Annotated in this window: 30 protein-coding genes; 17 read left to right on the top strand and 13 right to left on the bottom strand. The window is 71.5% G+C overall.

All coding sequences use genetic code 11. The annotated features are described in order from the left end of the window. Positions 1 to 20 precede the first annotated feature (20 nt). Complete coding sequence (locus Afe05nite_RS22510) at positions 21 to 887, bottom strand: helix-turn-helix domain-containing protein (RefSeq protein ID WP_203819150.1); 867 nt, start codon at positions 885 to 887, stop codon at positions 21 to 23. Positions 888 to 989: 102 nt separating this feature from the next. Between Afe05nite_RS22510 and Afe05nite_RS22505 the strand changes: the two genes are divergently transcribed. The 3 genes from Afe05nite_RS22505 to Afe05nite_RS22495 are packed head-to-tail and all read left to right on the top strand — an operon-like array spanning position 990 to position 4,511. Further along, positions 990 to 1,883: an oxidoreductase gene (locus tag Afe05nite_RS22505; protein ID WP_203819149.1), complete on the top strand. Its 894-nt coding sequence runs from the start codon at positions 990 to 992 to the stop codon at positions 1,881 to 1,883. A 19-nt stretch (positions 1,884 to 1,902) separates the two neighbouring features. Next, the gene (locus tag Afe05nite_RS22500; protein ID WP_203819148.1) at positions 1,903 to 3,096 is read left to right on the top strand and encodes a helix-turn-helix domain-containing protein; all 1,194 of its coding nucleotides are present in this window, start codon (positions 1,903 to 1,905) and stop codon (positions 3,094 to 3,096) included. Between the two features lie 23 nt (positions 3,097 to 3,119). Beyond that, positions 3,120 to 4,511 (top strand): AMP-binding protein, encoded by a 1,392-nt coding sequence (locus tag Afe05nite_RS22495; protein ID WP_203819147.1) that lies wholly within the window; start codon positions 3,120 to 3,122, stop codon positions 4,509 to 4,511. 97 nt (positions 4,512 to 4,608) lie between these two features. Here Afe05nite_RS22495 and Afe05nite_RS22490 read toward each other — a convergent pair whose 3' ends face one another. Further along, a complete protein-coding gene (locus Afe05nite_RS22490) occupies positions 4,609 to 4,803 on the bottom strand; it encodes a hypothetical protein (protein ID WP_203819146.1) in 195 nt (64 codons plus the stop codon). Between the two features lie 150 nt (positions 4,804 to 4,953). Here Afe05nite_RS22490 and Afe05nite_RS22485 point away from each other — a divergent pair, with 150 nt between their 5' ends. Genes Afe05nite_RS22485 through Afe05nite_RS22475 form a run of 3 tightly spaced genes read left to right on the top strand, consistent with a single transcriptional unit; the run spans position 4,954 to position 7,133 of the window. Next, the gene (locus Afe05nite_RS22485; RefSeq protein WP_275407501.1) at positions 4,954 to 5,499 is read left to right on the top strand and encodes an RNA polymerase sigma factor; all 546 of its coding nucleotides are present in this window, start codon (positions 4,954 to 4,956) and stop codon (positions 5,497 to 5,499) included. Next, positions 5,499 to 6,197: a hypothetical protein gene (locus tag Afe05nite_RS22480; protein ID WP_203819144.1), complete on the top strand. Its 699-nt coding sequence runs from the start codon at positions 5,499 to 5,501 to the stop codon at positions 6,195 to 6,197. Before Afe05nite_RS22485 ends, Afe05nite_RS22480 begins: the two co-directional genes overlap by 1 nt. A 30-nt stretch (positions 6,198 to 6,227) precedes the next feature. After that, on the top strand, positions 6,228 to 7,133 hold the full coding sequence (locus tag Afe05nite_RS22475) for an alpha/beta fold hydrolase (protein WP_203819143.1): 906 nt from the start codon (positions 6,228 to 6,230) through the stop codon (positions 7,131 to 7,133). Here Afe05nite_RS22475 and Afe05nite_RS22470 read toward each other — a convergent pair. Next, positions 7,107 to 7,817: a hypothetical protein gene (locus Afe05nite_RS22470; RefSeq protein WP_203819142.1), complete on the bottom strand. Its 711-nt coding sequence runs from the start codon at positions 7,815 to 7,817 to the stop codon at positions 7,107 to 7,109. The genes Afe05nite_RS22475 and Afe05nite_RS22470 overlap by 27 nt on opposite strands. Positions 7,818 to 8,016: 199 nt before the next feature. Here Afe05nite_RS22470 and Afe05nite_RS22465 point away from each other — a divergent pair, with 199 nt between their 5' ends. Genes Afe05nite_RS22465 through Afe05nite_RS22455 form a run of 3 tightly spaced genes read left to right on the top strand, consistent with a single transcriptional unit; the run spans position 8,017 to position 11,783 of the window. Continuing rightward, on the top strand, positions 8,017 to 10,266 hold the full coding sequence (locus tag Afe05nite_RS22465) for an ATP-dependent Clp protease ATP-binding subunit (protein ID WP_203819141.1): 2,250 nt from the start codon (positions 8,017 to 8,019) through the stop codon (positions 10,264 to 10,266). Between the two features lie 18 nt (positions 10,267 to 10,284). Then, the gene (locus Afe05nite_RS22460; RefSeq protein WP_203819140.1) at positions 10,285 to 11,376 is read left to right on the top strand and encodes a phosphotransferase; all 1,092 of its coding nucleotides are present in this window, start codon (positions 10,285 to 10,287) and stop codon (positions 11,374 to 11,376) included. A gap of 38 nt (positions 11,377 to 11,414) precedes the next feature. Beyond that, positions 11,415 to 11,783, top strand: coding sequence for a hypothetical protein (locus Afe05nite_RS22455; protein WP_203819139.1), 369 nt, complete (start codon positions 11,415 to 11,417; stop codon positions 11,781 to 11,783). Here Afe05nite_RS22455 and Afe05nite_RS22450 read toward each other — a convergent pair. The 3 genes from Afe05nite_RS22450 to Afe05nite_RS43925 form a co-directional block, all read right to left on the bottom strand. After that, the gene (locus Afe05nite_RS22450; RefSeq protein ID WP_239118107.1) at positions 11,773 to 12,903 is read right to left on the bottom strand and encodes a protein kinase domain-containing protein; all 1,131 of its coding nucleotides are present in this window, start codon (positions 12,901 to 12,903) and stop codon (positions 11,773 to 11,775) included. The two genes, Afe05nite_RS22455 and Afe05nite_RS22450, sit on opposite strands and share 11 nt — an antisense overlap. A 135-nt stretch (positions 12,904 to 13,038) precedes the next feature. After that, positions 13,039 to 13,686 carry a ThuA domain-containing protein gene (locus tag Afe05nite_RS22445; protein WP_203819137.1) on the bottom strand — a complete coding sequence of 216 codons (648 nt, stop codon included), beginning with the start codon at positions 13,684 to 13,686 and terminating at the stop codon, positions 13,039 to 13,041. A 9-nt stretch (positions 13,687 to 13,695) separates the two neighbouring features. Beyond that, positions 13,696 to 14,172, bottom strand: coding sequence for a DUF4279 domain-containing protein (locus Afe05nite_RS43925; protein ID WP_239118092.1), 477 nt, complete (start codon positions 14,170 to 14,172; stop codon positions 13,696 to 13,698). A 129-nt stretch (positions 14,173 to 14,301) separates the two neighbouring features. Here Afe05nite_RS43925 and Afe05nite_RS43920 point away from each other — a divergent pair, with 129 nt between their 5' ends. Next, positions 14,302 to 14,853 carry an EF-hand domain-containing protein gene (locus Afe05nite_RS43920; protein ID WP_239118091.1) on the top strand — a complete coding sequence of 184 codons (552 nt, stop codon included), beginning with the start codon at positions 14,302 to 14,304 and terminating at the stop codon, positions 14,851 to 14,853. A gap of 73 nt (positions 14,854 to 14,926) precedes the next feature. Beyond that, on the top strand, positions 14,927 to 15,874 hold the full coding sequence (locus Afe05nite_RS22430; protein WP_203819134.1) for a hypothetical protein: 948 nt from the start codon (positions 14,927 to 14,929) through the stop codon (positions 15,872 to 15,874). Between the two features lie 173 nt (positions 15,875 to 16,047). On the opposite strand, the gene Afe05nite_RS22425 is transcribed toward Afe05nite_RS22430, so the two are convergent. Then, complete coding sequence (locus Afe05nite_RS22425) at positions 16,048 to 16,884, bottom strand: hypothetical protein (protein WP_203819133.1); 837 nt, start codon at positions 16,882 to 16,884, stop codon at positions 16,048 to 16,050. A gap of 104 nt (positions 16,885 to 16,988) precedes the next feature. On the opposite strand from Afe05nite_RS22425, the gene Afe05nite_RS22420 reads away from it, so the two are divergent. Both Afe05nite_RS22420 and Afe05nite_RS22415 read left to right on the top strand, forming a co-directional pair. Continuing rightward, on the top strand, positions 16,989 to 17,588 hold the full coding sequence (locus tag Afe05nite_RS22420) for a DUF998 domain-containing protein (RefSeq protein WP_203819132.1): 600 nt from the start codon (positions 16,989 to 16,991) through the stop codon (positions 17,586 to 17,588). Between the two features lie 433 nt (positions 17,589 to 18,021). After that, entirely contained in the window at positions 18,022 to 18,483 is a 462-nt protein-coding gene (locus Afe05nite_RS22415; RefSeq protein ID WP_239118090.1) for a DUF4440 domain-containing protein, read from the top strand. Here the strand turns inward: Afe05nite_RS22415 and Afe05nite_RS22410 are convergent. After that, positions 18,453 to 18,815 (bottom strand): histidine phosphatase family protein, encoded by a 363-nt coding sequence (locus Afe05nite_RS22410; protein ID WP_203819130.1) that lies wholly within the window; start codon positions 18,813 to 18,815, stop codon positions 18,453 to 18,455. The genes Afe05nite_RS22415 and Afe05nite_RS22410 overlap by 31 nt on opposite strands. Positions 18,816 to 19,169: 354 nt before the next feature. On the opposite strand from Afe05nite_RS22410, the gene Afe05nite_RS22405 reads away from it, so the two are divergent. Beyond that, positions 19,170 to 20,003 carry a hypothetical protein gene (locus tag Afe05nite_RS22405; protein WP_203819129.1) on the top strand — a complete coding sequence of 278 codons (834 nt, stop codon included), beginning with the start codon at positions 19,170 to 19,172 and terminating at the stop codon, positions 20,001 to 20,003. Between the two features lie 22 nt (positions 20,004 to 20,025). Here the strand turns inward: Afe05nite_RS22405 and Afe05nite_RS22400 are convergent, their stop codons facing one another. Further along, the gene (locus Afe05nite_RS22400) at positions 20,026 to 20,652 is read right to left on the bottom strand and encodes an alpha/beta fold hydrolase (protein ID WP_203819128.1); all 627 of its coding nucleotides are present in this window, start codon (positions 20,650 to 20,652) and stop codon (positions 20,026 to 20,028) included. A 131-nt stretch (positions 20,653 to 20,783) separates the two neighbouring features. Here Afe05nite_RS22400 and Afe05nite_RS22395 point away from each other — a divergent pair, with 131 nt between their 5' ends. Beyond that, positions 20,784 to 21,326 carry a hypothetical protein gene (locus Afe05nite_RS22395; RefSeq protein ID WP_239118089.1) on the top strand — a complete coding sequence of 181 codons (543 nt, stop codon included), beginning with the start codon at positions 20,784 to 20,786 and terminating at the stop codon, positions 21,324 to 21,326. A gap of 44 nt (positions 21,327 to 21,370) precedes the next feature. Here the strand turns inward: Afe05nite_RS22395 and Afe05nite_RS22390 are convergent, their stop codons facing one another. Beyond that, positions 21,371 to 22,135, bottom strand: coding sequence for a hypothetical protein (locus Afe05nite_RS22390; protein ID WP_203819127.1), 765 nt, complete (start codon positions 22,133 to 22,135; stop codon positions 21,371 to 21,373). Then, on the bottom strand, positions 22,132 to 23,862 hold the full coding sequence (locus Afe05nite_RS22385) for a hypothetical protein (protein WP_203819126.1): 1,731 nt from the start codon (positions 23,860 to 23,862) through the stop codon (positions 22,132 to 22,134). Before Afe05nite_RS22385 ends, Afe05nite_RS22390 begins: the two co-directional genes overlap by 4 nt. Positions 23,863 to 23,955: 93 nt before the next feature. On the opposite strand from Afe05nite_RS22385, the gene Afe05nite_RS22380 reads away from it, so the two are divergent. Both Afe05nite_RS22380 and Afe05nite_RS22375 read left to right on the top strand, forming a co-directional pair. Continuing rightward, positions 23,956 to 24,423 carry a PNPOx family protein gene (locus tag Afe05nite_RS22380; RefSeq protein WP_239118088.1) on the top strand — a complete coding sequence of 156 codons (468 nt, stop codon included), beginning with the start codon at positions 23,956 to 23,958 and terminating at the stop codon, positions 24,421 to 24,423. A 5-nt stretch (positions 24,424 to 24,428) separates the two neighbouring features. Continuing rightward, complete coding sequence (locus Afe05nite_RS22375; protein ID WP_203819125.1) at positions 24,429 to 25,319, top strand: phosphotransferase family protein; 891 nt, start codon at positions 24,429 to 24,431, stop codon at positions 25,317 to 25,319. Positions 25,320 to 25,332: 13 nt separating this feature from the next. Here the strand turns inward: Afe05nite_RS22375 and Afe05nite_RS22370 are convergent, their stop codons facing one another. Both Afe05nite_RS22370 and Afe05nite_RS22365 read right to left on the bottom strand, forming a co-directional pair. After that, positions 25,333 to 25,800, bottom strand: coding sequence for an SAM-dependent methyltransferase (locus Afe05nite_RS22370; RefSeq protein WP_203819124.1), 468 nt, complete (start codon positions 25,798 to 25,800; stop codon positions 25,333 to 25,335). 10 nt (positions 25,801 to 25,810) lie between these two features. Beyond that, complete coding sequence (locus Afe05nite_RS22365) at positions 25,811 to 26,608, bottom strand: hypothetical protein (RefSeq protein WP_203819123.1); 798 nt, start codon at positions 26,606 to 26,608, stop codon at positions 25,811 to 25,813. Between the last annotated feature and the right edge of the window lie 210 nt (positions 26,609 to 26,818).

The following is a 26,818-nucleotide window of genomic DNA, read 5'->3' as shown; positions in this document are numbered from 1 at the left end:
GGGGGTGTTGACGATGGCTTTCACCGGCGCTCCATTCGGTCCGACTGCGGCGACGGGGTATGAATCGGCGACGCGGCAGCCTGCTTTAGAGAGCCGAGGAGGGCGAGCTTGTCGGCGCTGTCGCTGCCCGGGGCGGCGTGGTAGACGACGAGCATCTGACCGGTGGTGCCGCCGATGGCGAGTTTTTCGCGGCGCAGCGTCAGCTCACCGACCTCCGGATGGTCGAGCCGGGCCGGCCGGCCCCGCAGCGCCTGCACGTCGTGCCGGGCCCACAACTGCCGGAACTTGTCGCTGGCCAGCGACAACTCGCCGACCAGAAGCACGAACCGGGGGTCGTCGGTGTCGGCGCCGACGGACTCGCGGAAACCGGCGACCAGGGTGGCGGTGTCGGTTTCCCAGTCGGGATGCAGGGCGCGCTCCTGCGGGTCGAGGAAGACCGACCTCATCCGGTTGCGGCCCGGTTGCAGATTGGGGGAGAGCGCGGTGGCGAGCGCATTCGCGGCGAGCACGTCGAAATAGCGGCCCTCGACGAAGGCCGGCAGGCCGAGCACGTCGAGCAGTTGGAGGGTGCCCGCCGGGACCGACTCGCGGCGGGGGCGGCGGGCCCGGCGCGGCTTGTCGGCGGCCAGGCCGATCAGGTGGTCGGTGGCGGTCTCGTCGAGCTGGAGCACCCGGGCGATCGAGGCCAGCACCTGCACCGACGGGTTGCGGTCGCGGCCCTGCTCGAGGCGAAGGTAGTAGTCGCCGCTGATGCCGGCGAGCATGGCCACCTCCTCGCGACGCAGCCCGGCGACGCGGCGCACGCCGGTGACGCGCACGCCGGCCTCCTCCGGGGTGACCAGGGCCCGGCGGGCCCGCAGGAACTCGCCGATCGGGTTGTCGCTCATGCCCGTCACGCTAGACCGGCGGGCGGTCGCGAACCTGGCCCCGGCACTCCCAGGATCAGCGCTCCACTGCCTGATTCCGCCCGGCCGGACCAGGCTGTGCTCATGACGACGAAGAGCACCTTCAAGGTGAATCCGATGGGAAACGTCAATCGGATGGGTTACGGGGCGATGCAACTCGCGGGTCCCGGCGTGTTCGGGCCGCCGGCCGACCGGGCCGAGGCGATCCGGGTGCTGCGGACGGCCGTCGAGCTGGGCGTCGACCACATCGACACGGCCGACTTCTACGGGCCGCACGTGACCAATCAGCTGATCCGCGAGGCCCTCACGCCCTACCCGCAGGAGCTGGTGATCGTCACCAAGGTCGGCGCCGTGCGTGACGACAAGGGTGCCTGGCTGCACGCCCGGGAGCCGGCCCAGTTGGTCGCCCAGGTGCACGACAACCTGCGCAACCTGGGGGTGGACACGCTCGACGTGGTCAACCTGCGGGTCGGGGGCGGCAGTGCCGGGCACACACCGGTGCCGGGGTCGGTCGCCGAGATGTTCGGGGCCCTCGCCGAGCTGCGGTCGCAGGGGCTCATCCGGCATCTCGGGCTCAGTGTCGTCGACGCCGCCCAGGTCGCCGAGGCGCAGGCGATCGCCCCGGTCGTGACCGTGCAGAACTGGTACAACGTCGCGCACCGCGGGGACGAGCAGCTGATCGCCTCGCTCGCCGCGCAGGACATCGCCTATGTGCCGTTCTGGCCGCTCGGCGGGTTCGACCCGCTGCAGTCCGAGGTGCTCGACTCGGTCGCCGCGCGGCTGGGTGCGACCCCCAAGGCGGTGGCCCTGGCGTGGCTGCTGCACCAGTCACCCAACATCCTGCTCATCCCGGGCACGTCGAGCGTGGCGCACCTGCGGGAGAACATGGCCGCGGCCGGGCTGAAGCTGCCCGCCGACGCGCTGGCCGAGCTGGCCGGGATCGCCGCCGGTACAACCATGGACCAGCCGGGCGAGTGAGCGCGGTTACGGTCCGGACATGACGCCACGACTCACCGCCGACCCGAGCATCGGCGATCGCATCCAAGCCCGCCGCCTGCTCCGCGGCTGGAGCATCAGGCACGCCGCCAGCCGCGCCGGGATCTCACACGCCACCTGGAGCCGGATCGAACGGGGGCGGCAGGCGGCCGACAACCGGTTCATGCTCGCCGACATCGCCACCGCCCTCGAGTGTTCCCCGGCCGAGCTCGCCGGCAGCGTCGTGCCGGCCGCCGACCGGGCCGTGGTGGCCGCCCACGCCGCGGTGCACGGCATCCGGCAGGCCCTGGTCGACATCGATCTGACCGAGACGCCGTCGGTCGCGGCGCCACCGCTCGCGTCCCTGGCCGGTCAGCTCACGCTGACCGACGAGCTCCGGCAGGCCTGCGACTACGCCGGCGCGGCCCGGCTGACCCCGGATCTGTTGCGCGGCCTGCACGCCGCCGCGGCCGGGCCGGGCCGCCGCGAGGCCCTGCCCATGTTGATCAATGCCACCCACATCGCCTCCTCGGTGCTGCGTAACCTCGGGCATCTCGCGGACGCGTGGCTGGCCGCCGAGCGGTGCCGGGACGCGGCCGAGGCCGCCGGTGACCCGGTCCTGCTGGGCGTCGCGGCCTACGCGCGGGCCGGGGCGGCCTCCGCGTGCGGCTCCTTCGACCGGGCGCTCACCATCGCCTCCCGCGCGATCGACGATCTCAGCGATCGGCCGGGCGGCGCCGAGGTGGCCGGCACACTGCGGTTGCTGTGCTCCTACGCGAGCCGGGGTCGCCGCAACACCGACGACAGCCGGGCCTGGGCCGCCGAGGCCGCCGCCCTGGCCGAGCACACCGGCGAGACCACCACCCTGGCCCTCTACTTCGGGCCCACGAACGTCGGCATCTGGCGGATCGGCATCGAGGTCGACGGCGACGACCCGGGCCGCGCCGCCGAGGTGGCCCGCGACACCAACCCCGGGGTGCTGGCGTACGGCTTCCGGCAGGTCTTCTACTACGCCGACACGGCACGGGCGCTGGCCCGGCTGCGCAAGGACCAGGAGGCGATCCGATTCCTGCTCACCGCCGAACGCATCGCACCCCAGCACGTGCACACCTCAGCGGTGGCCCAGGAAACCACGCGCGCTCTGCTGGAACGGTCCAGGCGGCTCGCGGGCGGATCCGAACTGCGCGGCCTGTGCGAGCGCATGCGGGTCGCCTGACCGGGACATGTCAGGATGCGGTCATGCTGCTGACCGCCCTCCTGTCCCCGGAAGACCTCGACGACGCCCTGGTCACCCAGTCCGGCCGGTACGCGCGGCACGACCTGCTCGGCTGGGCCGCCTCGATCGCCGCCGACATCGCGGGCGCGCCGATCGTGGCCGTGGATGCCGTGCCGGACGCCACCACCGTCGCGGCCGTCGCCGGAGGCCTGCTCGCCGGGGTGCCGGTGGTGCCGGTCCCGCCCGACGCCGGTGTCCTCGAACGACAGCACATCCTCCGCGACTCCGGCGCGACGATGCTGCTCTCCGACGACTCGGCGGCCACCGACATCCCGGTCGTCCCGATCACCCGCACCGCGCGCTCGACAGTCCTCCCCGCGCCGGTCCCGCCGACCAGCCCCGCCCTGGTCCTCTACACGAGCGGCACCACCGGCAAACCCAAGGGAGTGGTGGTCTCGCACGCCGCGATCGCCGCCGACCTCGACGCGCTCGCCTCGGCGTGGGAGTGGACACCGTCCGACACGCTCGTCCACGGTCTGCCGCTCTACCACGTGCACGGCCTGGTTCTCGGCGCCCTGGGGCCGCTGCGGATCGGCGGGCGGCTCACCCACACCGGGCGGCCGTCCCCCGCGGCGTACGCCGCGGCCCCCGGCACCATGTACTTCGGCGTGCCCACCGTGTGGTCGCGGGTCGCCGCCGATCCGGCCGCCGCCCGCGCGCTGGAACCGGCCCGCCTGCTCGTCTCCGGCAGTGCGCCGCTGCCCACGCCGGTCTTCCACGCGCTGGCGGAGTTGACCGGGCAGGCCCCGGTCGAGCGGTACGGCATGACCGAGACCCTGATCACGGTCAGCGTCCGCTCGGCCGGTGAACGACGCCCCGGCTCGGTCGGCCTGCCGCTGACCGGCATCGAGTCCCGCCTGATCGACGAGTCCGGTGCACCGCTGCCGGCCGACGGCACCACGATCGGCCAGTTGCAGATCCGCGGCGCGACCATGTTCGACGGTTACCTGCGCGACGGTGCGGTCGTCCCGGCCCCGCTGACCGACGGCTGGTACTCGACGGGCGACGTGGCCACGATCGCCGCCGACGGCTGGCACCGCATCGTCGGCCGCGCCTCCACCGACCTGATCAAGACCGGCGGCTACCGGGTCGGGGCGGGCGAGGTCGAGGACGTCCTGCTGCTGCACCCGGCCGTCCGCGAAGTCGCCGTGATCGGCCTGCCCGACCCCGACCTGGGCGAACGGATCACCGCGTTCGTGGTGGCCGAGTCCGGCCCGCCCGCCGAGGCCGACCTGATCTCGTTCGTCGCCGAACGCCTGGCCGCCCACAAACGACCCCGCGCGGTCCGCGTGGTCGAGGCGCTGCCCCGCAACGCGATGGGAAAGGTGCAGAAGGCCCGCCTGCGCGACGTCTGAGCCCCGGACCGATCCTGCGGGCGGGAGCAGGAGCCGTTCGTAGCCGAGCCTCAGCGCCGACCCGGCTCGGCGCTGAGGCCCGGTCGGCAACGCTTCTTCAGCGCAGCTCCAGCTGGACGCCGTCCTCACCGAGATCGCGGACCGGATCATCGAAGGTGACGGCGGGCAGCCAGCTCTTGCGGTCGTAGCCGGACACCAGGTGGGTGCGGGTGGGGCCGCCGCCGCGCCACATGTCCCAGAGCGGACGGTCGCCGGTCGCCAACGGCTCCGGGATCCGCGCGGTCGTGGTCATCTCGACCAAGCCATCAGCGAAAGTGGACGATGGGGCGGCTACGACACTTCCTGCGCCACAAAGTCGAACCCGCCGACGAAAGCCCTCAGCCCGGACGGCGGTCGGGTGCAACCTCGGCGCCGGGCCGGGCGTGTAGTGGGCGTGACAGCAATCGCCGGAACGGGACCGGAGGCGTTGGCGGTCGTGCCGAACGAGACGTCGTCCTTCGACGAGATGTATGCGGCGCACTACGGCGACCTCACCGTGCAACTCTATGCCTACTTCGGGGACCGGCAGGAGGCTCAGGACGTCGTCCAGGAGGCGTTCTGCCGGGCGTACGCCCGGTGGCGCACCATGTCCCGCTTCGACGACCCGGTGGCCTGGGTGCGCCGGGTGGCCTGGAACCTGGCGGTCAGCCGGTGGCGGCGCAAGCGCACCGTGCGCACCTTCCTGCGCCGCCAGCGTCCGGTCGAGCCGCAGGTCGACGGGCCCGATCCGGACCGGGTGGCGCTGATCGCGGCGCTTGCCACGTTGCCGGACACCCAGCGCCGGGCGACCGTCCTGCACTACCTGGGTGACCTGAGCGTGGCGGAGATCGCCGAACGGGAGGGCGTACCGGCGGGGACCGTGAAGTCCTGGTTGCACCGCGCCCGCCAGTCGCTTGCCGGGCAACTCGCCGGGCCGCCCACCTCGACCTCGCCGAAGGAGATCTCGTGATGACCGACGAACTCGGAAAACGTTTTGCGGACCTGCGTCGCGACACGCTCGGCGAGATCGTCGCGCCGGGCGCGCCCAAGGTCCGCAGCACAGTACGCCGGCGGCGCGGTGCCGCCGTCTCGGCCGGGGCCGGTTTCGTGGTGGCCGCGATGCTGCTCGGCGCGGGTCTGGGAACCCGCCCGGACGCCGGCGGCGACTACTCCGCGGGCAGCCCGGCCGAGGCGTCGTCCAGTGGGGGACCGCCGGTGATGCCGGAGCCGACCGGGTCCGAGCTCGACCCGGTGCGGGCGGCCGGTGGCCTGCTCGCCGACCGGTCGAAGACACCTACCTCGATCAACGCGACGAACGGGGTGGTCTACCCGGACTACGAGAACCACCTGAACGACATGCCCGCCGACACCTACCGGTTCCGGTTCTTCTGCGTCGGGGCCGGCACCGTCGGAGTCGTCGTCAAGCAGGGCAACTCCGGGGACACGGTGCTGGGCGCGGGCAACGCGACGTGCGCGGCCGGCCACCCGGCACCCCTCGAACTGGAGATCCACCAGCCGTCGTACGGCTATCTGCGGGTTTTCGCCTCGGGTGACGCCCGCTCGAACGGGCGGGCCGGCTTCGCCTTCGAGTTCCTGAGCGAGACCGGCCGGACCGGTTTCGGGCCGTCCGGTCCGCCCTACTCGTTCTCGCCGTCGCCGTCGAACTGACCCCGGCCGCTTTCATGGTACGTTCGTATCATGAAAGCGGCCGAGCGGATCAGCGACTTCACCACTGCGCGCGCCCGGCAACGATTCGACCCCGCCTACCGCGCCCTGCTGACCCGGCTCTGGCCGGAACCACCGGTTCCGAGCACGGTGGCCACCAGCTACGGCGACGCCGTCGCCTACCGCACCGGCCGCCCCGACGGGATTCCCGTCGTGCTGGTGCCGGGGGCCGGCGGCAGCGCGGTCACCTGGTACCAGTACGCCGAACGTCTCGGCCGCCGGCACCCGGTGATCGCGCTCGACCCCATCGGCGAACCGGGCATGGCCCGGCAGAGCCGCCCGATCGGCACCGCCCACGACGCCGCCGCCGTTCTCGCCGAAACGCTTGCCGGGCTGGGCGTGCCGCGCTGCCACCTGATCGGCATGTCCTACGGCGGGTGGACCCTGCTCCACCACGAGCTGGCGTTTCCCGGCCGGGCGGCCAGTCTGACCCTGCTCGACCCCGGTGGTCTCGGGCGCATCGGCGCGCGGTTCTGGGTGTGGCTGATCGCCGGCGGGCTGGCCGGGCTCACCCCGAGGCCGGTGCGTCACCGGCTCGCCGGGCCGGTGCGCAACGCCACGTTGCGTGCCGACGAGCTGATGCCGCTGCTGCCGCTGACCATGAGGTTCCGCCGCCGGCTGCCGATGCCGGACGTGTTGACCGACGAGCAGCTCGGCCGGATCACCACGCCCACGCTGGTGCTGCTCGGCGAGCGCAGCGTGCTCTACCGGACCGGTGAGGTGGCGGAGCGCCTCGGCCGGGTCATGCCCGGCGCCCGGGTCGAGGTCGTGCCGGGGGCGTCGCACGACCTTCCGGTCCACTCGCCGGGGCTGGTGGCCGACCGCGTCGAGGCGTTCCTCGACGCGCACCCGTCATCGGGCAGCCGCGCCATCGGCTGAGGCCGGCTCCTGCTCCTGACCGAGCTCGACCAGGTGGACCCGCGGGTCGTCGTCGAGTCGCACCTCAAATGCCGTCGGCGGCCCGCTTCGTGGCCAGCGGGCCCCGACGACCGTGGCCGTGTGCCCGTGGAAATCGATCCGGCTGCCGGGCGTCGGCAACCGGTGCGCCGCCAGCAGCACCGCGTCGAGGGTCTGCCGGGCGCCCGGCAGCGATCCCCGCAGGGGGCCGGGCTGATCCTCGTCGAGCAGCAGCCGCGCCCCTCGGTCGAGGGCCGCGCAGGTGATGTCGACGGCGGTCTCCTCGCCCAGGTCGGCCACCCAGGCCAGCTCCTCGGCCGCCGGCCGCAGGTCCGGGGACTCGTGGGCCACCACCGTGTAGACCATCGCCAGCAACTGCCGCCGGTGGCGGCCGTGATAGAGCTGGCCCGCCGTGGTGTGCAGGCGGGGGAAGCGGGTCGTCAGATGGGCGGCCCGGCCCAGCGGGGGAGCGGCGGCCTGCCGGGTGTCGCGCACCCGGACCTCGAACGGGCGCTGTTCGCGACGGGCGAACACCGGTGGGTGGTGCGGGTCGGCGATCAGCCGGGCCGCGACCGTATAAGGCACTCCCAGCTGGGCGGCGAGAGCCCGTACGGCACGGCGGCGAGCACGGTCCCCGGCCTGGCGGCGGCGTTCGGCAGCGGTCATCACGGCCCTCCCTCGAACCCATCGTAGATTTCCTGCGGTACGTTCGGGGGGTAGCCGCGCCTGCACGAGCGGGCGAGCCCCCCACGCGGGCCCGCAGCGACGCCAAGAGTCACCGACTCAGCGCACACCACCCTTGAGCGCGCCCCCGTGCGCCGACCGGGTGGGGTGCGTGGGGCCTCGCCGCGAGGACGTGACTGTCGTGTTCGAACGATTCACCGATCAGGCCCGCCGCGTTGTCGTCCTGGCTCAGGAAGAGGGCCGGTTGCTCGACCACCACTACATCGGCACCGAGCACCTGCTGCTCGGTCTGCTCAGCGAGGCCGACGGGGTGGCCGCCCAGGCCCTCGGCGCGCTGGGCGTCACGTTGGGCGCGGCCCGGATCGAGGTCGCGGCGGCGGTCGGCGAGGGCCACGAGGAAGCCGGCGTGCACGTGCCGTTCACCCCGGCCGCCAAGAACGTCCTCGAACTCTCCCTGCGCGAGGCCCTCAAGCTGGGGCACAACCACATCGGCCCCGAGCACATCCTGCTCGGGCTGGTCCGGGAGGGCGCGGGCGGCGCGGCTCGGATCCTGGTCGCGCTGGGCGCCGACCTTCCCCGCGTACGCGAGAAGGTCCTGCAGTTGTTGTCCGGACATCCCGCCCTGGCCGCCGGGCCGCCGCCGACCTCGGCCCTGCTCGACCAGTACGGCGAGAACCTCACCCGGCGAGCGCGCGACGGCGCCTTCGACCCGGTGGTCGGACGCGACCGGGAGATCGACCGCATCACCGTGGTGCTGTCCTGCCGCACCAAGAACAACCCGGTGCTGGTCGGCGAGCCCGGCGTCGGCAAGACCGCCGTCGTGGAAGGGCTGTGCCGGCGCATCGTGGCCGGCGAGGTTCCCGAGAAGCTGCGCGACAAGCAGGTGTACGCGCTGGACCTGGGCGCCCTGGTAGCCGGCTCGCGCTACCGCGGCGACTTCGAGGAGCGTCTCAAGAAGGTGGTCGGCCAGTGCCGCACTCGCGGGGACGTCATCCTGTTCATCGACGAGATCCACACCCTGGTCGGGGCGGGCGCGGCCGAGGGCGCGATCGACGCCGCCTCGATCCTCAAGCCGATGCTGGCCCGCGGCGAACTGCAGACCATCGGCGCCACCACCACCGCCGAATACCGCAAGTACTTCGAGAAGGACGCCGCCCTGGCCCGCCGGTTCCAGCCGGTCCCGATCGGCGAACCGAGCTCGGCCGAGGCCGTCGAGATCCTCAAGGGCCTGCGCCCCCGTTACGAGGAACACCACCGCGTCTCGTACACCGACGTCGCCCTCACCGCCGCGGTCACCCTGGCCGGCCGCTACGTCGCCGACCGGTTCCTGCCGGACAAGGCGATCGACCTGATCGACGAGGCCGGCGCCCGGGCGGACGCGCGGCCGGAGGGCGACCGGCAGGTCGGCGACGAGCAGATCGCCGAGGTCCTGGCCGGCTGGACCGGCATCCCGGTGCAGCGGCTGACCTCGTCGGAGACGGCGCGCCTGAGGTCCATGGAGGACGAGCTGCACAAGCGGATCATCGGCCAGGCCGAGGCGGTGCGGGCGGTCGCGCGGGCGATCCGGCGGACCCGGGCCGGGCTGAAGGACCCGAAGCGGCCGGCCGGCTCGTTCGTCTTCGCCGGGCCGTCCGGGGTCGGCAAGACCGAGCTGGCCAAGGCCCTCGCCGAGTTCCTGTTCGGCTCCGAGGACGCCCTCCTGCGCCTGGACATGTCCGAGTTCCACGACCGGCACACGGTGTCCCGCCTGGTCGGTGCGCCGCCCGGCTACGTCGGCTTCGACGAGGGCGGCCAGCTGACCGAGAAGGTGCGCCGCAAACCGTTCTCGGTGGTGCTGTTCGACGAGATCGAGAAGGCCCATCCGGACGTCTTCGACACGCTCCTGCAGATCCTCGAGGACGGCCGGCTCACCGACGCCCAGGGCCGGGCGGTCGACTTCACCAACACGGTGCTCATCCTGACCACCAACCTGGGCGGGCGGGACCTGGCCAAGGCGGTTCCGCTGGGCTTCCAGCCCGAAGGCCAGGACCAGGACCGTACGGCGGTGAAGGTGCACGATGCCCTCAAGAAGCACTTCCGGCCGGAGTTCCTGAACCGCATCGACGACATCGTGGTCTTCCCCCGGCTGACCGAGGCCGACGTGCGGGCCATCGTCGACGTCATGCTGGCCCGCGTCGACCTGCGCCTGCGTGACCGGGACATGGGCATCGAGGTCACCGCGGCGGCCCGGCGCCACCTCGCGGCCACCGGCTTCGACCCGGCGCTCGGCGCTCGCCCGCTGCGCCGCACCATCCAGCGCGAGGTCGAGGACGTGCTGGCCGACCGCATCCTGCTCGACGAGCTGCGGCCCGGTCAGGTCACGGTGATCGACCGGGTGGACGACGCGCTCGTCTTCCGCTCGCGCGAAATCGCTGTCGGACAGCCCGGCTGAGGCAATAGCCTGCTGACCATGCCGTTGCTGTTCTCCTATGGAACCCTCCGTGATCCGGCCGTGCAGCGAGCCAATTTCGGTCGCACGCCGGCCGCGCGGCCGGACCGGATCGTCGGCTTCCGGCTGGCCGCGCTGGAGATCACCGACCCGGCGGTGATCGCGGTCAGCGGGCGCACCCACCATCCGGTCCTGCTGGCGACCGGTGACCCGGCCGACACGGTCGACGGCGCGGCTCTCGAGGTGACCGACGACGACCTGCTGCGGGCGGACGACTACGAGGTCGACGGCTACCACCGCGTCGAGGCACCGCTGGCGTCCGGGGCGACCGCGTGGGTGTACGTCGGCTCGGAGATCCTGGCCGGCGGCGGGGTGAACGAGGTGGTCCGGGTCGGCAACAGGGTGCGCCGGCCGACCGGTCCGTGGTCGCCGCACGTCCACGACCTGCTGCGTCACCTGGCGGCGGTGGGTTTCCGGGAGGCGCCGCGCGTACATCGAGTGACGCCTGACGGTTTCGAGGTCCTGGATTTTCTGCCGGGGGAGGTGTCGAATTATCCGGCGACGCCGGCGGCCGCCTCCGCGGAGGCGTTGGTGAGCGCGGCGGAGCTGCTGCGGCGCTATCACGACGCGACCGCCGAGTACGCCGCGACCGCGCCGCGGACCGGCTGGCAGGTGCCGGCTCGCGAACCGGTCGAGGTGATCTGTCACGGGGATTTCGCGCCGCACAACTGTGTGCTCGACGGCAACCGGGTGGCCGGCCTGATCGACTTCGACTTCGCGCATCCCGGGCCGCGGCTGTGGGACGTCGCCTACGCGGCCTACCGGTGGGTGCCGATGACGGTTCCCGGCCACCTGGACGGCTTCGGGACGACCGCGGAGCAGGCGGTCCGGTTGCGGGTGTTCTGCGACAGTTACGGCCTGGCCGCCGCGGACCGGGCGGGGCTGGTCGACGCCGTGGTCGCGAGGCTGACCGCCCTCGTCGATTTCATGCACGCCGCGGCCGCCGCCGGCCACGCGGCCTTCGCCGGGCACATCGAAGCCGGTCACGACGAGTTCTATCGCGGCGACATCGCCTACGTGCTCGCCCAGCGTGCCGTGTTCGACGTGGCCTGACGTTCCCCCGGTGCCGCCACCCAATCAGTCTCTTGGCCGTGACTGCAGCAGATGTGGACCAGCGGGCGCTGTTCGGGCAGTCCACTGTCGTCTTCGCGGTGCTGGTCGAACCCGGCCACCGGATCGAGGCGGCCAACCAGGCGTTCCTCGACGCCGTCGGGCCGGAACCGGGCGGCGCCGTCACCGAGCTGCTGGACCACGTCCGGGGCACCGGCGAATCGCGCACCGCGCGGGACGTCCCGGCCGGCCGGGCGCTGTTCGACTTCACCCGCGAGCCGCGCCGGGACGACGGCGGCGCGGTGACCGGCATCTGGCTGATCGGGGTCGAGACCACCCAGGTCAACGTGCGGTCGGTGGTCGTCGCCGGCGAGGAGCTCGGCGGCCTGGCCGCTCACCTCAACCGCTGATCGACTCGCCGTTCACCGGCGGGGTGTCCTCGGGCGCCGGGGTGGTCGGGGTGTCGGTCGGCTCGACCGGCGGCGTGCTGTCGTCGGTCGTCGGCTTCGGCGTCGGCTTGGTCGAGGGCGGCGCGCTCGGCGGCGTTTTGCTCGGCGACGCCGACGGGGCGGCGGACGGCGGCGCGGACGTCTGCGGGGTGTAGACGCGAGCCTTCTTGTGCGCACGGGCGGTGCTGGTCACGACGGGCTTGCGAACCGAGCCGCTGACCGACGGCGTCGGTCGCACCGGGCTGCTGGTGGCCGGCACGGCCGTGGCCGGCGGCGGAGCCTCGACGGCGGCCTCCGCCGAACGTCCACCCGGAGTGGCGGTGCCGTTGGCGAGCTGCACGCCGAGGATGCTCAGCACCGCCGTGACGACCGCGGCCGAAGCCATCGCCGCGGCCCGCCGCCGGGAGCGGGACGGGTTGGCGGACCGGACCGACGGAACAGGGCCGGCGATCCGCCGGAGAGCCTCGGCGACGGAGGCGGCCGGCACCGCTTCGGTCGCGCACGCCTCATAGAGAAGGCTGAGGTCACGCGGCGCGCCGAGGATGCGCGGCAACTGCTCGCCCGGTCGCGCCGGCGCGCCGGTCAGGCACTCGAACAGCAGGAAGCCGAGCGCGCTGACGTCGACGCCGTAGTTCGCCACGGCGGTGGCCATCTCGAAATCGAGGACCTTCACCCCGTCGGTGGTCAGCTTCACGGTGCGGGGGCTGATGCCACCGTGCACCAGGCTCTGCGCGTGGGCGGCGGCCAGCGCACCGGCGACGCCGGCACAGATCTGGGCGGCTTCGCGCCAGCGCAGCGCGCCGGTGCGAGCCAACCGGTCGGCGAGGGTCTCACCATCGAGAAATTCCATCACCAGGTACGGCGTGCCACCGTCACCGATCTCGCCGTAGTCGTAGACCTGCGCGATGTTCGGATGGCCGAGCCCGGCGGCCGTGCGCGCCTCGCGCAACACGTCACTCGCGTCGGGCGAGAACAACTTGACGGCCACCGACCGTCGCAGGACGGTGTCGAATCCGTGATGCACCACGGCGCCGCCGTCCTGGCCAAGAGCATCTCCCAACCCGTAGCGCCCCGCGAGCATTTGCACAGCGACCTCCCCGTCGTGGCCGCAGCTTACCCGGCGGAGGCACGCCGAAACCGCGTCGGAGGTCACTCTTATGCTGCTGTTAAAGCTCTCTTCGCAATCAGCGCTGTGCCCTCACTCGGCGCCGTGCCTTCACTCGGCGCCGTGCCGCACCCAGCGCAGGGCCTCACCCAGGTGGCGGCGGAACGCGGGCTCGGCGTAGGCCTCGACGGTGTGCCCCAGGGCGGTGTAGAACGACCGCCCGCCGAGGCGTTCGTGACACCAGGCGACGGGGTGGTCGGCGCCCATCAGCCCGCCGCTGTAGCTCGACTCGTCGACGCGCAACAGCACTCGCGCGTCGGGCCGCGACCGGAAGTCGTACCATTCGTCGATCCGATCCCAGGCCGCCGGCAGCTCCGCGGTGGCCGGGTGCAGCGGGTCGGCCACCGTGACGGTGGCCGGCTGCACCGCCGGATGCTGGTCGAACCACGCGCCGACGAGCTCACCGTAGAACGGCCAGTCGTACTCGGTGGCCGCCGCCGAATGCACCCCCAGGAAGCCGCCGCCGGCCCGCACGAACCCCGCCAGGGCCGGCCGGGCCGCCTCGGTGAGAACCTCGCCGTTGGTGTTGAGAAAGACCACCGCGGCGAACCGGGCGAGGTTGGCGCGGGTGAAGTCGTCCGGGTCCTCGGTCACCTCCGCGGCCGGGCACAGCTCACGCATCGCCTGAACCGCCGCGGGAATGCAGTCGTGGCGGTAACCGGTCGTGCGGGTGAAGACAAGAACGCGGTCCTGGGTCACCCCGGCAGCCTAGACACCAGCGTCCTCGGCGCGGTCGGGTGTCATGTCGTACTCGTCGACGTCCAAGACCGCTCCCGTGGCCCGCAGGAAATCCAGAACCGCCCGGTCGAGATGCCAGCCGAACAGGTTCGGGGCGTCCTCGCGGTGCTCGTGCCGCTCGGCGTCCTCGCCGCGGAAGCAGCGCACGATCTCCAGGACGGCACCGGATTCTTGATCTGCGGCGGCCAAGCGGTTGGCCAGCGCGCCGATGGCCGTGGTGTGCGGGCGGAGCCGGTCGAGAATGCGAGCGACCTGCTCGTCGACGCACAACCCCGGTTCGCGGCAGACGATCTTCCAGCCGTGCCGGACCGGGACCGCCGACGGTTCGGTGCGGCGACTGCCGCGGACCGTGGTCTCGTCGGGCTCGATACCGAGGATCGCAGTCATCTCGGCCGCCGAGGTGCTGCGGCTGAACAGCGCGAAGTAGGCGTACTGGTCGATGTGCACCGGAGGAGGATAGGAGCCGCCCGGCCGTCCTTGGCGCCGGTTCGACGGAGTACGGAGTGCGACGATCGGTCCGCTCGCCGATTTTGGGGTAGGTTGCTGACAAAAGACGCATGTGGAGGTCCAGGGCACATGACCGATGGCGCTGATGATCCGATCGCCGTGAAACTGGGGCACCTGTTCGGGGCGAGCGACACCGACGGGGACGGATTCGTCGACTGGAGCGACTACGAACGCCTGATCAGCCGCTACCTGGACGGCTACGGCATCGAGACGGACGACCCCCGGGCACATGCGCTGCGAGCCGCCTACCAGAGGTACTGGTCGGAGCTGATGCGGCAGGTGAACGGCGTCGATCGGCTGTCGAAAGAGCAGTTCGTCCTCGCGAACCAGGCCGCCGGCGCCGACAGCAGCCGGTTCACCATGGCCGAAGCGGTCCCGCAGGCGATCTTCGACGTGATGGACACCGACGCGGACGACACCATCAGCAAGCCGGAGTACAAGGTGTTCCTGGAAGCCTGGGGCGTCTCGGACCTCGAAGCGCTGAACGTCTTCCTCGAACTCGACACCGACGACGACGGCCGGATCAGCCGCGGCGAATTCATCGGCGCCATCCGGGACTTCTTCACCTCACCCGAGCTGGACTCGCCCGCCAGCCTCTTCTTCGGCCACATCGAACGCTGAATCGCCGATGTTCCGCTCCGTCGTGCGAATTCTGTCGCTCGGCCGGCACCGGGGTCCCGGGTAGGCTGCCGCGGTGATCATGGACGCGGCGAAGTGGTTCAGTCTCGGTACCGACACCGCCGCGAAGGTTGCCCGGTCGATCGCCGTTCGAGCCGGTGCCGAACTGGTCGAGGTTCAAGCGCACGAGTATGCCGGGCGACGTGCGCCGGTCGCGGTGTTCGTCGTGGGCGGCGAGCGGTTCGCGTTCGTGCCGGGTGGCCCGGTGAACGTGGGATTCGACGGTGCCCGTTTCGAGCCGACGGCAGAACAGCAGGCCAGCTTCGCCGACAGCGCGGACGAGTACGGCATCGACGCGGACATCCGGCAGTTCACCGACTCGGTCACCGCCGGACCGCGATCAGTCGAGCTGCCTTCGCTGCTGGTGGCCGTCGAAGCGGTCGAGGCCGGTGCCGTCGCGGTGCCGCCCGATCATCCGGATGTCGCGCGCCGCGTCGATCGTCTCCAGCAGCGGCCTCGACCGGCGGCGGAACCCGCGCCACGGCAGGCCGAATGGTCGAACGCCGCCCGGGTTATCCTGCGACCCGACTGGACCGTCGAAGCCGCGTGGCTACTCGAGACTCCCTCCTACGAGGGCGAGGTCGCCCGGCTGGCCGGACTCGGGCAGCGACTCCTGACACCGGACGAATGGGAGCATGCATGCGGGGCCGGTGCGACGACCCTGTTCCGTTGGGGAGACAGCAATCCCGGCAGCGACCCATGGTCGGCGCCGACGGGCCCGCACCGTGAGCCGAATCTGTTCGGTCTACACATCGGCCAGGACCCTTACCGCGAGGAACGTACGGCCATACGCGATGTCGTCTGTGGTGGCGACGGCGGAAGCGTCGTCTGCGGCGGCGCCGGTAGTTTCCTGTCCTGGCTGACCGTCGCGACCGCCTACCGCGACTCCCACTACGCAGCCGAGGTCGCGAACGACGACAGCTTCGCCACGATGCGACTGCGCCCCGCGATCCAGCTGGACTGACCCGGCCCGCAACGCGAGCGCACAAGCTTTTCAGCGATGCCGCCCCCGGCTTTCTCCGCGGCGAGACTTCAGTCGTGGATTTCACCTACACATTCCGAAACGCGCCGAACGCGATAATCGTCGACCGGCCGGTGGATAGCCGTGCGCCTACATTACCGTTGCGGTTCGGGGAATTACCTGTTCGGTCTGCTGGGCGCCCCGCGCACTCGCGCGATTAATTTTGACAGCGGTGACTTCCGCAAAACGGGCCTGTGGGCCGCCGATGACGCCGCGATTCTGCCGACTTCGCCGCGTAACTCTCCTACCTGACTGAGAACGTCTATTCGGAGGCGGTCGATTTCTGCCGACAGAGCATCAACCTGCCGGGACCCCGCAGCGCGTTTTGCCAAGAGGCTTTGAAACAGCACAAATGCAACCGCGGCTCCCGCCAGACCTGAACCCAGGTTCACGAAAGTGCCCGCGAAGAAGGAGGCCAGTGACTCTCCGCTGCTCCTGCTGAAGACAAAACCCAAGGTTCCGGTAGCTATGCCAAAGGCTGCTACGGCGCCGAACAGAAGGCCGTCCGTGGCGGCCTCATCGTTTTCTCGGACGATTCTTCGTTGCAGTCGCGGCAATAGCGCGAGCGGAACGATGACAACTAGAGAAAGCAGTGACAACAACGCCTCGACGGTGTTACCCAGCGACGTGGACGGCGCTTCGACTACGTAGCGATGGACGAATCGAGTTGCCGAGCCGTAACGGATTTCGAGCCACTCGTCGGACCCGTCGACACGATCACCGCTGACAACGCGCTCGATAATGACCTGTTGCCCGGCCCGATAGGTATCACTTATCTGACAGTATAGTCGGGGACATTCTCTGAGGTTGGCTTCCGAGCGGACGTAGGCGACCTCCATTTCGCCGATCCGGTCGGTGGTGCGCCCCAGCCATAGGAACGCTCCGAAGGCAGCAATCAGCGCCAAAGCCGGAAGTATGATCGACAAGGCTCTCGTGATGCGCGAATGCCGCATCGCCCGATGTTAGCGAGGCTCTTCAAAAGCGGCAGCGTTGCCACCTCGCCGGCCACGCGGCGGGATAGCCGAACGTCGCCATGGGGTTGCGGCACACTGTGATCATGCGAGCGTCTACGCCGTGGTGGGCGTTGCTGTCGGCGGCGGCGGCCCCGGTTGTGCTGATCGGTGGGTGGAGTGTGGCTGCGCAGCGGCAGCCGCGGGGCTACGACAGCACGGTGGCGACGATCAGTTCGCTGGCGGCGCGCGATGCCAACGACCGGTGGTTGATGACCTTGGCGCTGGTGGGTGTGGGGGTCTGTCACGGCGTGACTGCGCTGGGGCTGTCCCGGGCGGCTCCGGCAGGTCGGATCGCGCTCGGTGTCGGTGGTGTGGCGACGGTTCTGGTGGCCTGCTTTCCTCTTCCGGCCTCGGGATCGGCGCCGGCACACGCGGTGGCCGCCGGTGCGGCGTTCGGGGCCCTCGCGGTGTGGCCGGCGTTTGCCTGGCGCCGGGGCCGTGGTCCGGTGGCGCTGCGACCGGTCGTGTCCGTAGCCGCGGCAGTGGCACTGCTCGGCCTGGTGGGCTGGTTCGCATTCACCTTGAGCGCCGGTGGCCGAGTCGGGTTGGCGGAACGCGTCGCGGCCGGCGCGCAGGCGTGCTGGCCGCTGGTCGCGGCGCTGTCCGGCAGAGGACCGCAAGATCGCAAGGCCGCCACGAGGTGATCCGGCGCACGGCACCCGAAATGCGTCCCGGTTCACGCTGGTCCGGCCCGCGGACATCCACCGCAGGCCCCGCCGCCGGCGATAACGAACCGGAGTGCCTATGCGCCACGGCGTCCTGTAACGCCGCCGCGGCCCAGGCAACATCGGACTCCACCCGGCCAGAGGTGATTCCAACCAATGCCGTACGCACCGCCGACGGGCTGTACCACGGCGGCGAAGCGAACGACGACCAGTCGACGCTTTCGATTGCCGCGTCGAGGTCCATGCCTGCGACCTTAACCGCGGCGCTCCAATCCAGGGCACCCGTGGAGAGCGGGTTTCATGCCGCAAGCGCCGGCCGGTCACGGCTCGCCCGGATGAGCGACGAAAGGCAACCTGATCCCGTACGCGCTAGCGTGGCGCCGTGACGAGCGATGAGGGACCGGACCGGGCGGTGGCTGACGACCGCGCCGCGATCGCGGACATTGTGCGTACGTTCTTCGGTGCCTTTGCCTCCGGTGCCGATTGCACCGCGCGGCTCGACGCCCTTCGGCAGGTTTTTCTGCCCGAAGCGGTGATCGTCCGGACCGGTGGTGGTGTCCCCGTCGTCTCCGGCGTGGACGGCTTCATCGCACCCCGCCGGGAATTGCTGTCCGGCGGAACGCTCACCGATTTTCGGGAATGGGAACTGCGCGGGCACACGGAGATCTTCGGCGATGTCGCGCACCACTTCTGCAGCTACGCGAAGGCCGGAGTGCAGAACGGTGCGGCCTTCACCGGGCGGGGCATGAAGACGTTGCAGTTCGTCCGCCTCCCCGCCGGGTGGCGGATCAGCGCCGTCGCCTGGGACGACGAAAGGGACGGCTTGGCGATCGATGGAGGGGTTCAGTCAGCCGAGGTCCGAGGAACCCGGTGAGCCACCACACGGGTCGAGGTTCGGGTGATCGGGTTGATCTCGAACAGGTCGGGCAGGCGGAGGTCGTCCCGGAAACCGGCGGGATCGGCGAGGCCGACCGCATCGGCCGGCCATAGCGTCATGGCCATGCCGTGGGTGGCGATGACGAGCGGGCGGGTGGCTGCTCGGACGTACCAATGTTGGAGCGCGGTGCCGAACCGTGCGACGACCTGCTCGCGGCGTTCCCACCCCGAATGGTCCGCCCCGGCGACGTAGGCGCGCCGGCGCGCCCGGAAGTCGCCGTGAAAGGGCTCGTCGCGGGTTACTTCGTTGAAGCGAGCGTCGGTGCGCACGGGCCCGGCCGGCTCGAGCGTCTGGCGTGCTTCGGCTCCTGACTGGAGACCAGCACGGCGTCGGGCGGGATGACGTCCTCGAGTGTCTCGGCACCTCGACGGCCGGCGGCATCGAGCTCCCATCGTTCGGGTGGGATCTCGGGATCGAGGGTGCGCGGTGAAGATCATCGAGCGGGGTTCCCCGCAGCATCGCGCATCGGCCGTTCGGACCATCGGCGGAGTTCAATAATTTCGCTATCTGAATGTCGACATGGCCGTCCGAGGTAGATATCCACCGCCTTCTTTCCTCGGGTCGGCGGCGCGCCTAGTATGCCGGAATGCCGATAACGCATGTCAGGTAGCGAGGGCGTCGACGTGACAGATCCTTCCGCAGAACCAGCCGAGATTCGTCCCGTAAGCAAGAAAATCGTAATCGGCGAAGCCGTATGGTTGGCTTTGTTCGGCGCGACTTGGGCAGCCGCTCAGGTCTTCGCGCAGGCTGACCACAATTCGGCAATAGCCGGCGGCACGGCATTCGCCGTCTCCGGTGTCCTCCTGTTCGGATGGCTCTGGCGGGCCCAGGCCAGTCGTAGCGGCCGCATCGGTATGTGGGCGACAGCCCTCGCGCTGCTCATCATTGTCGGCGGTGTCGCGATGGCGGCGGTCGGTGCGACGCTGGCCTTTCTGGCCGGATCGACGGCCACCAAGACTCCGCCGACCAGTGGGCCGACCAGTGGGCCGACCACTCCGCCTAGCGCCGCGCCGGGCGTCAAGGTTCGTTTCTACGTGCCCGCGATCGATGATCGGCGAATCGAGGCAGGCTCTGAGCTCGACCTTTCCGGAACGGTCGAAGGGCTCGCGCCCGGCCACAAATTGTTCATTATTTCAAGTACAAAGAAAAGCGAATCCCTCTTCGCGGTGGCGGGAACCGGGGCCCGGGAAAGCGACGCCAAGAGCTTTGCCGCTGCCGACCGTGACGGGCCGTGGAGCGCGCACGATGGTGGTGTGGGAAGTAAGAAAGACGAGGCCGGAACCCCGTTCAAGTTCACACCTTATGACGCAGATGCAACCTGCGCCGAGGAACTTGAACAGGTAATCCGGAACAGCACCGGGAAGGCCCATCGGATCGAAGAAACACTGCCGAGCGGCTGTGTGGCGATATTGAAGTCGGAGATCACTGTGACGCTTGACGCGGCGAAGGGGCGGTAGCTGTCCGCTTCGGCTGTGGCGGTCAGGTCAGCGCGAAATCGGCGACCGTGCGGACGAGCGAGTCGGCGTGGGACGGGAAGGCCGGGTGGGGTGGTTCGGGGCAGCCCGGCAGTTCGGTTGCCGACGGCAAGATGCGTAACAGTGCGTCGACCGTGCGGCGCTGGTGGTACGGATTCTCCGGGACCGAACCAAGCACGCCGACCGGCATGGTGATCGAGGCGAGTTCGTCGTCGGTGGTGCCGCGGAGGGTTCGGCCCGCCAGCAGGGCGTCGAGGACATCCGGTTCAGCGCCGAGTTCGGCCAGGCCCAGGCGGGTGCGGGCGTCGACCTGGGCGTCGCCGGCCGTGGCGGGCCAGGCCAGCAGCAGTCGATCGAACCGGTCGGGCTCGGTGAGGCCGAGGGTACGGACGAGGCGGATGGCGGCTGAGCACCCGTTCGAACCGGCGACCACGGTGACCGGGTGGTCCGGCAGCAGGGTCGTCAGGTGCTGCGCTTCGGAGGCCCAGCTGCGGGCCCGGCGGAGGCGGGTGGGCGCGAGCACCTCGACGCCGTGGCGCTGCAGCCCGGCGACGATGCCGGGCCGGTGCCAGAAGCGTTCGGCGTTCATTTCTTCCCAGAGCCCGCCGTGGATGAGCAGAACCGTCGTCATGGAGGCATCCCGTCCCGTTGGAGCAGCACGTCGAATTGTGCTCGTCGATGGTGCCGCGGCGGGGGAGTGGCGGGCGGGGATGAGATGAACAATCAGCCGCGAAGCCGACATTTCGCGGCTAGGCTGGCGGGGTGCACTCGATCGTTGAGGTCGGTAGCCGGCTTGAGCCGTACGTCAACTATCCGGAGGGCGCTGCCCTCACGATGTTCGCCGGCGAGCCGGCGCAGCTGATGATTTTCATAAGTCGCCCGCACGCGCTGGAGATCGACGCCGTGACGGCGACTCCGACGCGGTTCGCGTGGGTCGACGGCGAACACGTCGGCATACTCGTCTACCGGCTCGGGCCCATCCTGTCGTGGTCGCAGATCGCCTACACGCCGCACGCCTCCGCCGAGGAGGACGGGGTGCCGGACGTCGCCGACGACCCGATCGTGCGGATCGTGCTGGTCGACCGGGACGACAACACCGTCAAGGCACTGAACGAGGTTCGCTGGCCGGCCGAGTTCGCCGCGACCGTGCGGGCTTCGGTCGCCCGGATGCGCGACACGCCGTTCAGCCGCATCGCCTGCGACCACGTCCTGGCCGCGATGCACCGCCGCTATCCGACGCCGGAAGACCTGGTGGTGGACCGGGCCGACGCGCACTGCACCGCCACCCCGGTAACCGGCCGCTGAGCAAGCCGCCGCCGCTGAGCGAGGCGCCGCTGAGCGGGCCGCCGTCACGAGAGCCGGCGCCGGCTCACGATCGCTGCCCCGGCGGTGGCCAGGGCGACCCAGGCCAGCACGACGAACGGCATCAGGCCGGCGAGCCGGCTGTCGTCGACGATCATCGCCACCGCGAACGGATGGCTCGACGGGGGCGCGGCGATCCCCACTACCAGCAGGAGCGTGGCGGGCTGGGCCAGCATCACGGCGACGGTGGCGAGCAACGCCCGCCTGCGCGCCAACCGGCCGACGGCCGCTCCGAGGAGCGCCCACAGCGGGAAACACGCCAGGCTCGACAGCAGGCACCAGCGCACGGCCGGGTCGGAGAGCATCGTCGGGTCGGGCGCCACGCTCGGATATCCGTTGCTGTGCATGGCGGGGCGGCCGGCGAGGATCGCCACCACGCCGGTGAACAGGCCGAGCAACCCGCCGGCCAGGGCCACCCGCAGCATCGTCGCCGGGCCGGGCCGGCGGGTGACCAGCCAGGCACCGGCGAGCGCCGCGAGGAGCTGGCCGAGCCAGTGCCCGGCCGTGTAGACGTGCGCCGCCAGGTCGCGGTGATATGCCAGCCGTTCCGGGTCGGACTGCGGGTCGTAGTAGGCGAAATACTCGCCGATCGTGACGCTCAGCGGTGTCGCCAGCGCCGTCCAGGCGAGCAGCGCGCCGGTCCAGGCAAGCAGAATGCCGGTCGGGCCCGGCCGGGCGAGGGCCGGTGGAATCCATCGACGCACCCCGTCCCCCATGCGTACGAGCATGGTCAGCGGGACGGCGCGGGTCAACGCCGGCCCCACCAGACGGCGGCGAGCGCCACCAGCACGTACCCGGCAAGAACCGCCGGACCGCCGCCGAGCCGGCTGTTCGCCGGGCCGCCCGGCCCGCCGGCGGCGAGAGCGAGCTCCCGCAGCCGCATCATCATCGCGCCCGCGCGGTCGGGCAACCGGCTGACCTGGACGGCGACGTCGGGTTCCCAGGCGAGCCACAGGCCCTCGTCGTCGGCTCGCACGCCGTGCAGGCGTTGCCACGGCACCCGGTGGATCCGTAGGCCCGCGTGCACCACGAGCCCGTCGCGGGTCAGCGCGACCCGGGAGGTCAGCCGGCTCCAGCCGGAGTAGGTCAGGAAACCGCCGAACCACAGCGCGACGACGGTCTGCCACCAGTCGTCGGGCAGGCCGACGAGCACGACGGCGGGTCCGGCGGCGAAACCGAGCAGTGACAACGCGCCGAGCAGCCGGTCACGCGCGCGGGGGCGCAGCACCACCGGCAGGTCGGGCCCGTCGCCGCCGGCCGGCACCGGTACGGGCTCACCGGGGAGCGCGTCGGCCGGTTCGGGGCGCCGCCGGGGAATCCGCACCGGCGCCTCCGGCAGCAGCACGACGGAGTCGGTGAGCAGCAGAACCCAGCCGCCGGCGCGCAGGTCGCCGGCCACCGTCACGACCGGCGGTTCGCCCCGGTGGCCGGGGCCGCGCCAGTCCCGCCCGAAATCCTCGGCCGGCTCGGCCGGCCAGCCGTCGGCCCACTCCACCTCCTCGCCGGTCAGGTGCGGCCGCGCGAGTCGCAGGGGTGCCGACATGACCGGCACCACCGCCAGACCGTCGCGCAGCACGGCGCGCCCCTGGTCGTCCGGCTCGGCGGTCAGCTCGACGGCGGGCAGCGGGCCGCTCAGCAGCCGCCGGCGCGCCACCCGCATGCGCTGCTCGCGCACCAGCAGCAGGGCGGCGAGGGCGAAGGCCCCGAGACCGGCGCTGAGCCAGCCGGTCACGTCCGCCGGCTCGGCGACCAGGTGCACCCATGAGCCGTCCACCAGCACCGGGACGACCTGGCCGGGCTCGTACGAGTCGAGCACCGCGACCCGTACCGGCCTCGGCACCTCGACGACGATCTCGTCCTCGGCCTGGTCGGCGGTGCGGACGACGGCGTCCATCCGCACCGCCGCCGCCTCGTGCCGGGTGACCTGGCCGGTGCGATGCGCGTACCACGTCAGGCCGCCGATCCCGGCGATGAGCAGCAGGACGGCGCACAGCGTGCGCGCCCCCCACCCGGGCATGCCGGGCCGCAGCCGTTCGGTGAGCGCCGGGTCCAGGCGGACCGTCCCGGCCACCTCCGCCACGATCGCGGCCTGCCGGCGGTGCGCCACGACCAGCCAGGCCGCGATGCCCGCGCAGAGCAGGGCGTGCGCCGCGAACGCCAGATGAGCGGCCCGGAGGTCGTCGTAGATCAGGTCCAGGACGGCGAACAGGATTCCCGAGGCGCAGCCGGCCAACGGCAGCCACCACACCAGGACCGGGGTGGCCACCAGGACGACGATCGACACCGCGAAGGGCAGATCGGGCCCGCAGACACCGGGATCCAGCGGGGTGCAGGACGTCCGGTCCGTGATCACCGCGACGGCGCAGGCGCTGACCCACCCGAGGAGCAGCGCGATGCGCAGGGCCCACCAGGGCGCGGCCGCCGCCCGCCACCTCTCGGCCCGCGGTCCGTCCAGCGTGGGCGCGGCGGGCCGCCTCACCGGGAGCAACTCGGCAGGGGTGTGGTCTTCGGCACGCCGCCGAGCATAGTGAGCCTGCTTGCGACGGCTTCGGACGTACGGGAGGGTGGGCCGATGGCGGATGAGGCGGGCGGTGGAGCGCGGACCCTCGCCTTCCAGGGGGCGACCAACTGGATCGTGCGCGGGCTGCTCCGGGCACCACTGCTGTCCCGCGGCATCGGTAGCGGCCTGATCACCCTTTATGTGGTCGGCCGCAAGTCGGGCAAGCGCTACACCGTGCCGGTCGCATACACAGAACACGCGGGCATCCTGCTCATCGGGACGTCGTCCCCCTGGGGACGGAACCTGCGGACCGGGGTTGCGGTGGAGGTCCGGCTCAAGGGCCGGCGCCGGCTGGCCGACGTCGAGGTGCGCACCGACGAGGCCCGGGTGATCGAGGATTACGCCGTCATCTTGCGCGGCAACCGGGAATTCGCCCGGTTCAACCGGATCGGCTACGACGAGCGCGGCCGGCCCGATCCCGACGACCTGCGGCGGGCGTGGGCGGCCGGCGCCCGGGCGATCCGGCTTAGCCCGCGGTGACCAGCATGGCGCATCCCGATCAGGTGGCCGGGCACCTCGCCCGTGCCGTGTTGCGCGAGGCGGGCACTCCGGAACCGTTGGCCGCCGGGGCGTGGTCCACGGCGTACGCGATCACCGTCGCCGGGCGCGCCATGGTGCTGCGGGTCAGCCGGCACGGCGGGGACTTCGCCAAGGACGAGGCCGTCGGCGCGGTCGTGGGCGGCACGCTGCCGGTGCCGCGGGTCACGGTCCGCGGCGAGATCGACGGATGGGCGTACGCCGTGTCGCAGCGGTTGACCGGCACGGCGCTCGACGACCTGGACGCGACCGCTTTCGCCGCCGTCCTGCCCGACCTGTTCGACGTGATGGACGCGATCAGCCGCATCGACATCGGTGGCCGCGGTTACGGCGTCTGGGACGAGTTCCGGGTGGCTCCCGCCCGTTCGTGGCCGGAACATCTGCTCGCGGTCGACCGGGAGACGCCGCGCGTGCCGGGCTGGCGGGCCGCCCTGGCCGCCTCCGACGTCGGGCTCGAACCGTTCGAACGCGGCCTGGCCACCCTGCGCCGGCTCGTCCCCGGGCTGCCGGACCACCGCCGCATGATCCACCACGACCTGCTGGCCCGGAACGTGCTCACCGCGGACGACCGCATCCGCGGCGTCCTGGACTGGGGCAGCGCCGGTTTCGGGGACCCGCTCTACGACGCCGCCTGGCTGCTCTACTGCCAGGGTTGGTACCCGCAGTGGTCGGCGGTCGACCTCGAGGCGGCGATCGGGCGGCGCTGGCACCCGGACCCGGTCGCGTTGCGGGCCTACCAGCTGCACATCGGCCTGGGCTCGATCGGCTACTGCGCCACCCGCGACCGCTGGCCGGACGTGGCGCTGAACGCCGAGTGGCTGCTCGCGCTGGCGGACTGAGCCGGGCCCGGTCCTACGGTTCGAAGTACTGCGCCATCAGGCCACCGACCCACTCCGGCTGCGTCACCCCCACCGGCAGGAACTCCACGATCACCGGCTTGACGTCGATGACCGGGGTGCCGGTGATCGCGTCCAGGCCGACCACCGTCAACTCGCGACCTCGTACCGACTCCACGGCGCAGCAGGTCACCCCGATGCGGTTGGGCCGGCGGGGACCGCGCCCGGCGAACACGCCCACGGGCGGCAGGTCGGGGCGGCCACGATAGGGCTGCGGTTCATGGTGATCGCCGCCGGCCGGGAACCGGTCGAAGACGAACAGGACCTCCACGTGCGAGAAACCGTCGAGGCCCTGCATGCACGTCTCGCCGAAGCGCTCGTCGATGGTGATCGTGCTGCGGACGGCACCCCAGTTGTCGGTGTTCTGCACATCCGTACGCTCGTTGCGGACCGTACCGATCGAGGTGATCTCGAAGCTGGGCATGACCCGCAGGCTAGCTCTGCCCCGCCAGCGCCCGGCGGATCTTCGCACCGGGGTCGCCGGTGACCGGGAAATCGACGTACTTGCGCTGGAAGGCGATCGCCTCGTCGACGAACACCTGCAGCGACGCGATGCAGAGGTCGGTGGTCGCGGCGGTCGACCGGCAGTCGGCGAAGGACGTCGTGACGGCCCGGTAAGACGGGTCGGCCTTGTCGCCGCCGAGGTCGAAGGCGAGCACCACGGCCAGGACCGGGTCGGTCCCGGTCGTGCTCAGTTGCGGGTCGGCCACCTCCGGCTCGACCCGGACCAGCGCGGCGGGCATCGTGGCCAGGCCGGTGTCGACGAGTTGGACGTGCTCGGTGGGCGGCAGCGCCGGACAGTCGCCGGGAGCGGCGAACCGGCGGATCACCGGCAGGTAGCGGCAGCCGTACCGCAGCTGGTAGTCGCCGCCGGCGCCGAAGACCTGTTCGAACGCCGGTTTGTGGTGGCCGGGCACCGTGATCCGCTGGGCGAAGTCCTGATCCAGGCCGCCGTGCGCGACGCAGGTCCCGTTCGGCGGGCCGAGGATGTACTCGCGTCCGCCGAAGCCGTCGGGGCTGGTGAAGGCGATCGCGTGGGCCGGCACCGCGGCACGCGTCCGGAACCGGTCGACCGGGGCGGGCGCATGCGGGCCGGCCGCGTCGTCGTCGGCCGGCACGAACTCGCACGCGGCGGTCCGTGCCGTGCCGGCCTCGGCGGCGGTCGTCGGCGTGAGCACGCCGGCGGTCAGCATCAGGCACACGGCGAAGGTGGCGAAAGGTGTCAGTCGCACCGGACCTCAAATCAATACACCAAAACCGGACAAGTCGGGCTATTATTACTTTAATGGTTAAACCTGGCAACTGACCGAAGAAGTGATCGGCGCCTGACTCGTCAGGGCGTGGCTGGGCGGCGCTGATCTGGCCGTAATTGCTCGCCGCCGATGTCCCGCGCCACGGTTGCCGGGCACCGCCCGGCAACCGTCGGGGACCCGCCCGGGGCC

The organism is Paractinoplanes ferrugineus (assembly GCF_016862195.1).
GTDB classification, from domain to species: Bacteria; Actinomycetota; Actinomycetes; order Mycobacteriales; family Micromonosporaceae; genus Actinoplanes; species Actinoplanes ferrugineus.
The sequence above is the reverse complement of the archived record's forward strand: the minus strand, read 5'-3'. Positions and strand labels throughout refer to the sequence as shown.

Coding starts and splice junctions, on each gene's coding strand:
- Afe05nite_RS22425 (WP_203819133.1), bottom strand. CDS start 16,884: ATGCGGCATTCGCGCATCACGAGAGCCTTGTCGATCATACTTCCGGCT.
- Afe05nite_RS22495 (WP_203819147.1), top strand. CDS start 3,120: ATGCTGCTGACCGCCCTCCTGTCCCCGGAAGACCTCGACGACGCCCTG.
- Afe05nite_RS22510 (WP_203819150.1), bottom strand. CDS start 887: ATGAGCGACAACCCGATCGGCGAGTTCCTGCGGGCCCGCCGGGCCCTG.
- Afe05nite_RS22470 (WP_203819142.1), bottom strand. CDS start 7,817: ATGACCGCTGCCGAACGCCGCCGCCAGGCCGGGGACCGTGCTCGCCGC.
- Afe05nite_RS22475 (WP_203819143.1), top strand. CDS start 6,228: ATGAAAGCGGCCGAGCGGATCAGCGACTTCACCACTGCGCGCGCCCGG.
- Afe05nite_RS43920 (WP_239118091.1), top strand. CDS start 14,302: ATGACCGATGGCGCTGATGATCCGATCGCCGTGAAACTGGGGCACCTG.
- Afe05nite_RS22460 (WP_203819140.1), top strand. CDS start 10,285: ATGCCGTTGCTGTTCTCCTATGGAACCCTCCGTGATCCGGCCGTGCAG.
- Afe05nite_RS22400 (WP_203819128.1), bottom strand. CDS start 20,652: ATGACGACGGTTCTGCTCATCCACGGCGGGCTCTGGGAAGAAATGAAC.
- Afe05nite_RS22500 (WP_203819148.1), top strand. CDS start 1,903: ATGACGCCACGACTCACCGCCGACCCGAGCATCGGCGATCGCATCCAA.
- Afe05nite_RS22380 (WP_239118088.1), top strand. CDS start 23,956: ATGGCGGATGAGGCGGGCGGTGGAGCGCGGACCCTCGCCTTCCAGGGG.
- Afe05nite_RS22420 (WP_203819132.1), top strand. CDS start 16,989: ATGCGAGCGTCTACGCCGTGGTGGGCGTTGCTGTCGGCGGCGGCGGCC.
- Afe05nite_RS22490 (WP_203819146.1), bottom strand. CDS start 4,803: ATGACCACGACCGCGCGGATCCCGGAGCCGTTGGCGACCGGCGACCGT.
- Afe05nite_RS22375 (WP_203819125.1), top strand. CDS start 24,429: ATGGCGCATCCCGATCAGGTGGCCGGGCACCTCGCCCGTGCCGTGTTG.
- Afe05nite_RS22480 (WP_203819144.1), top strand. CDS start 5,499: ATGACCGACGAACTCGGAAAACGTTTTGCGGACCTGCGTCGCGACACG.
- Afe05nite_RS22370 (WP_203819124.1), bottom strand. CDS start 25,800: ATGCCCAGCTTCGAGATCACCTCGATCGGTACGGTCCGCAACGAGCGT.
- Afe05nite_RS22505 (WP_203819149.1), top strand. CDS start 990: ATGACGACGAAGAGCACCTTCAAGGTGAATCCGATGGGAAACGTCAAT.
- Afe05nite_RS22450 (WP_239118107.1), bottom strand. CDS start 12,903: ATGCTCGCGGGGCGCTACGGGTTGGGAGATGCTCTTGGCCAGGACGGC.